Origin of the sequence: Siminovitchia jepli, assembly GCF_047228825.1 — a bacterium.
Classification (GTDB): Bacteria; Bacillota; Bacilli; order Bacillales; family Bacillaceae_C; genus Siminovitchia.
Map to the genome: position 1 here is coordinate 1 of NZ_JBFEGN010000147.1, position 4,937 is coordinate 4,937.

Consider the following 4,937-nt stretch of genomic DNA (forward strand, 5'->3'; position numbering starts at 1 on the left):
GGACCTTTTTTCGCCATATTCACCCGGACCTCCGAACATACATTCTATATTAATGATACAATATTTAAAAAATAAAAACAAGAGCCGATTTCTTTTTAAACCTATGTTTCTGCATTCATCCCGACATTGAAATGCCGGGCCTTCTGCCAGTCGTTCGTAAAGATAATGGTCATGTCTGCGGAAAAATACATGACGGTGACGGACATGTTATTGCTGGATGTTCCGTAAGAACTGACTCCTCCAATTGAAAATAACATACCGAGGAGCTGTGTGGCGGCAAGTGAAATAAACACACCCATAAACGCCCTCAACTTAAACGCATATTGTTTTTTGATAATGTCAAATAAATTCGGCTCGGTTAAAGACATCATCAATTCCCCCTTTTTGATTCCTGGTCAAGTAAACACACGTATCCGTCACAGAAACGCGAGAGCACTCAATTCCTTCCGACCGGGCCTGATGGACCTCTGTATCGGAATAATCATTTTGTACGACCACATAAATCCTGCCCGGTGCAATCTCTTTGTGGTAAAGCCAATCCTTTCCAGCCGTCCACTTTTTGACAACAGGCGTTTTTCCCTGCATGCCAATGGCCCATTCTTTTAACTCGGAGACGGGCAAATGAAAATACACTTTCCCGTCCTTTAAAAGAATGACATCTTCCAACAAATCCTCAATCTCCTCCAAATGGTGGCTTGATATAATGATCGTACGCGGATGGGCGATATATTCTTTTAACAATGCCCGATAAAAGTCTTTTCGAACGCCTGCATCCATCCCCGTTGCCGGCTCATCGAAAATGGTTAAAGGGCAGCGGGCGGCAAGCCCCACAATCATATTGAATGTGCTTTTCATCCCTTTGGATAAATGGCCGTGATGCATGTTTGGTTTAAATGAAAAATAATCGAACAGCCTTTGAGCGAGCTCCGGATTCCAGTGTTCATAGAAACGATCCGCTTCCTCCAATATATCGGCTAAAGTCAATCCATGGGGAAAGCCCGTTTGATCATCGATCATAATGCTGTTGGCAGACACAAACAAACTGTTAAAAGGGTTTTTGGAGAATACTTTTACCTCGCCGGAAGTCGGGCGAATAAATCCTGCCATGATTTTTAACAACGTCGTTTTTCCTGCACCGTTTTTGCCAATCAACCCCGTCAGCTTATGATCTTCAATCGTTAGCGACAAATGATCCAATACTTGATTTCTCCTGTATTTTTTCACTAAGTCCCTGCACTCGATGACATTCACTGTTCCCCACTCCTTCTTTCAGCCTGAACATTTTTGATCATGTCGATCAACTCCTGCTCAGACACTTGCAATCTTTCCGCTTCCAGGACAAGTTCATGAATTAGTCCTTTTAACGTTTCATTTTTACGTTTCGCGATGATTTTTTCTTTTGCGCCCCGGGCGACAAACATGCCGAGCCCGCGTTTTTTATATAAAATTTGTTCATCTGCCAATATATTCAGCCCCTTGGCGGCGGTTGCCGGGTTGATGTTGAACATATCCGCCAGCTGATACTGGGAAAATACCTTTTCATCATTTTTAAAGCGCCCGCCGATAATCTCATTTTCCAGCCACTCGGAAATCTGAATATAGATCGGCTTCGTATGATCCGCATTAATCATCACACCGATCCCCCTTCCAGGATTAGTGCATTACTGTTGTAATGTACTATATACGATTCAAAAATAAATTGCAATAGGAAATTGAAATGATAGGCATAAAAAAGACCGGTCTCCCAGGTGGAGCCGGTCTTAATCAAACGTTTGATTTATTTTTGATCTATTGTCATTTCCAGCAAGGCACTGCTTAAGCTTTTTCCATGTGTATCCAGGGCAAGGGAAGTTGTAACCCCTCCTTTAAGGCTTTCTTCGCATACAAAATTAAAAGCTTTTATTTTTGGTAATTCGTAACGTGTCACTTTTCCTTTAATGATATGATTCAAATGTTCTTTTACTTTTTCAGGGGTGACTTGCTCCGCAAGCCATTCATAGTCCTCTTCTTTGTAAGGAATGAGCGAAAAGTTTAAAGTATTGCCTTTATCACCTGTACGACTATGTGCAACATCAATTAATTTTACTTTTTTCATTCTCTCACCCCAAAACGGCCGTTTTCATTTCCGGTAATGATCGATCGATTAGTACCGAAACGACTCCGATGACTTCCTCTGTTCTCTTTCTAGCTCCTCCTCCACCAGCAGGACCATTTGTATACAGCGCTTCAACTTCGTGCCCCACTCTTTCGGCTTCTTTTTGCGTTTTACATAACGCCGCAGCTCTTAGCCGTACTTCGTACGGAACATGGTCGCCTATTTGGGCGTGATGCAGGGAAGATACACCTATTAAATCTGTTCTGAATTTATGGTATTTACCTTTTAGTCTTTCACTAATAATGTTCTCTGCCAGCCTTCCACGCTGCAAAGCTGTCGATCCCGCATACGAAATTTCACCTTCCCCCAAATAACCGGCATGATAGCCAACAGAAACCTTTAATGTATCAGGCCTTTCTTTTCCGGTTGCACCTTTTACAAGAACCTGATCTTGCCCAATCTCTCTTAACGTTGCATTATAAAAATTTGCAATACAATCAGGTGTAACGTAATTTTCAGGATCATGAACTTCATATAAAAGCTGCTCTTTAACAGTTTGCAAGTTTACTGTTCCGCCTGTTTCCGAAGGCTTCGTGATAACTGCAGTTCCGTCTGGTTGAACAATTGCGTAGGGAAATCCCAAATGGGCAAGCTTATCAACATCTTTTCGGCCAGGATCTGCAAAATACCCTCCCGTAATTTGTCCTGCACATTCTAATAAATGGCCTACAAGTGTTCCTCTGGCCAATAAATCATAATTTTTGGTATCCCATTTGTAGTAATGAACAATGGGAGCCAGGAAAAGAGATGGATCTGATACTCGCCCTGTAACAATGATATTTGCATCCGAAGCTAATGCGGGAAGAAGTGCTTCTATCCCAAGATAAGCATTTGCTGATATGATCGGTTGATACTCATGGAGCTTCTTTCCGTTCTCCAGTACTCTCGAATCTTCCTTTATAAGGTGTGTTACATCATCGCCCATCACTGCTGCGACCCTGCATTTTATCCCCATCTCTCCGGCAATTTGCATCATTTTTTTCGCTGCGGAAAGCGGGTTGGCGGCTCCCATATTGGTGATGAGACGAACTTTATTTTTAATTAAAGAGGCAAGTAAACTGCGAATACGTTCCTCCAGGTATTCATTGTAACCAAGATTCGGGTCTTTCCTTTTTTGTTTTTGAGCAAGCGCAATTGTCCTTTCCGCCAATCCTTCTAATATGAGGTAATCCAAGTTTGCTCTTTCTATCAAAATTTTTGCCGGTTCAAACCGATCACCGGCAAAACCTGCACCTGATCCAATTCGCAACAAGCTTAACACTCCTTTTTAATGTGACAAAATCATATCGTGATGGCACCTGTCAAAAATGCAACGATAGTCATGATGATCGTTGTTCCGAATGCCCAGCCAAATATAAACTTTTGATGATCAGCCAATTCAACTCTTGCCAGCCCTAATAATAAAAATGTAGAAGCGGTTAGTGGACTCAATGGAAATCCCGTTGTCATTTGCCCCAAAATGGCAGCACGCCCAATAATGACAGGCTCAATACCATAAGCAGAGGCTGTTTCACTTAATATCGGGAGAACTCCAAAATAGTATGCGTCGGGTGTAAACACAAGGCTTAACGGCATACTCGTTATGGCCACAAAAAGAGCCATAAACGAACCGGTACTTTCAGGAATCATATTTACCAAAGCCTTGGCCATTGCTTCAATCATGCCAGTACCTGTCAGTACTCCCGTGAATATTCCTGCTGCAAAAATAATCGAAACTACAGTAACCATCCCTGTTGCTTGTTCAGTAATCCGCTCTTGCTGATCTTTGGGGTTCGGATAATTGATGATAAGCGCTATCGCAAAAGCAACCATGAACACAATTGGAAGTGGAAGCCATACCTTAACCAGCGCAATGAGCGTTACAATCGTCAATCCCAAATTTACCCAAAACAGCTTTGGCCTTCTGGCCTCGATATCTTCTTTGCTTAATTCTTGAGTAAAAATATTTTCAGATTGCTGAATCCCCAATCTTTTTTGCTCCCTTTTTCCCAAAATATAGCTCACAAACAACACCCAAACGAGTCCAACCAGCATTGCAGGTATGACCGGATTAAATAGTTCCGTGGTTTCCACACCCAATGCGCTCGCTGCCCGTGCCGTCGGGCCGCCCCATGGAACGATATTCATCGTGCCTGCACTTAATGCCACAACCCCCGCCAAAACAAGACGGCTCATGCCCAGTTTTTCATATAATGGGAGCAAAGCCGGAATGGTAATTAAAAATGTGGAGGCACCGGACCCATCAAGATGTGTAAGCATGCCGATAAATGCCGTTCCCATGACAATTTTGAGCGGATCTCCTTTCACAAGTTTCAAGACTCTTGAAATGACAGGATCAAATAAGCCTGCCTTGCCCATCAGCCCGAAAAACAAAATGGCAAAAGCCAGCATAATGCCTGTTGGAGCCACCCCTGAGACTCCTTCCAAAATCATCTCACCCAAAGACTTTAGATTTGTCGTTAATAACCCAAAAATAACTGGAACCAGGATTAACGCAACGATGACTGAAACTCTCTTCGAAAGAATCAAGTACAAAAAAATGGCTATTGTTAAAAATCCCCATAATGCCAACAAAGCAATTCCTCCTTTTTTAGCGCTTACATAGGGCTTACTGAACAACCTTTATTTTGATCAATAGTTTGCCACTCGCAGTTCTGAAATAAAAATAGCCGTCGAATGAAAAAATAAAAAAAAGGAAAAAAAGTATCCCGAAGGATCTTTTCAAGGTTCATGACCAAGAACTGGAGGGCAATGACGGTTTCACTTGTCTGTTGAAGGCGTG

7 protein-coding genes are annotated in these 4,937 nt (G+C 42.4%); all 7 read right to left on the bottom strand.

Annotation, left to right across the window (positions count from 1 at the left end; genetic code table 11):
* Positions 1-101 precede the first annotated feature (101 nt).
* A complete protein-coding gene (locus AB1L08_RS21550; protein WP_413066650.1) occupies positions 102-368 on the bottom strand; it encodes a hypothetical protein in 267 nt (88 codons plus the stop codon).
* Positions 340-1,251 (bottom strand): ABC transporter ATP-binding protein, encoded by a 912-nt coding sequence (locus tag AB1L08_RS21555; protein WP_413066651.1) that lies wholly within the window; start codon positions 1,249-1,251, stop codon positions 340-342. The genes AB1L08_RS21550 and AB1L08_RS21555 overlap by 29 nt, the downstream gene beginning before the upstream one ends.
* Positions 1,248-1,631 (bottom strand): GntR family transcriptional regulator, encoded by a 384-nt coding sequence (locus AB1L08_RS21560; protein WP_413066652.1) that lies wholly within the window; start codon positions 1,629-1,631, stop codon positions 1,248-1,250. The genes AB1L08_RS21555 and AB1L08_RS21560 overlap by 4 nt, the downstream gene beginning before the upstream one ends.
* A gap of 146 nt (positions 1,632-1,777) precedes the next feature.
* The gene (locus tag AB1L08_RS21565) at positions 1,778-2,095 is read right to left on the bottom strand and encodes an AtuA-related protein (protein WP_413066653.1); all 318 of its coding nucleotides are present in this window, start codon (positions 2,093-2,095) and stop codon (positions 1,778-1,780) included.
* Positions 2,096-2,099: 4 nt separating this feature from the next.
* Complete coding sequence (locus AB1L08_RS21570) at positions 2,100-3,407, bottom strand: acyclic terpene utilization AtuA family protein (RefSeq protein WP_413066654.1); 1,308 nt, start codon at positions 3,405-3,407, stop codon at positions 2,100-2,102.
* 29 nt (positions 3,408-3,436) lie between these two features.
* Complete coding sequence (locus AB1L08_RS21575) at positions 3,437-4,729, bottom strand: CitMHS family transporter (RefSeq protein ID WP_413066655.1); 1,293 nt, start codon at positions 4,727-4,729, stop codon at positions 3,437-3,439.
* Positions 4,730-4,752: 23 nt separating this feature from the next.
* On the bottom strand, positions 4,753-4,937 hold a 185-nt coding region (locus AB1L08_RS21580), incomplete at its 5' end, for a hypothetical protein (protein WP_413066656.1).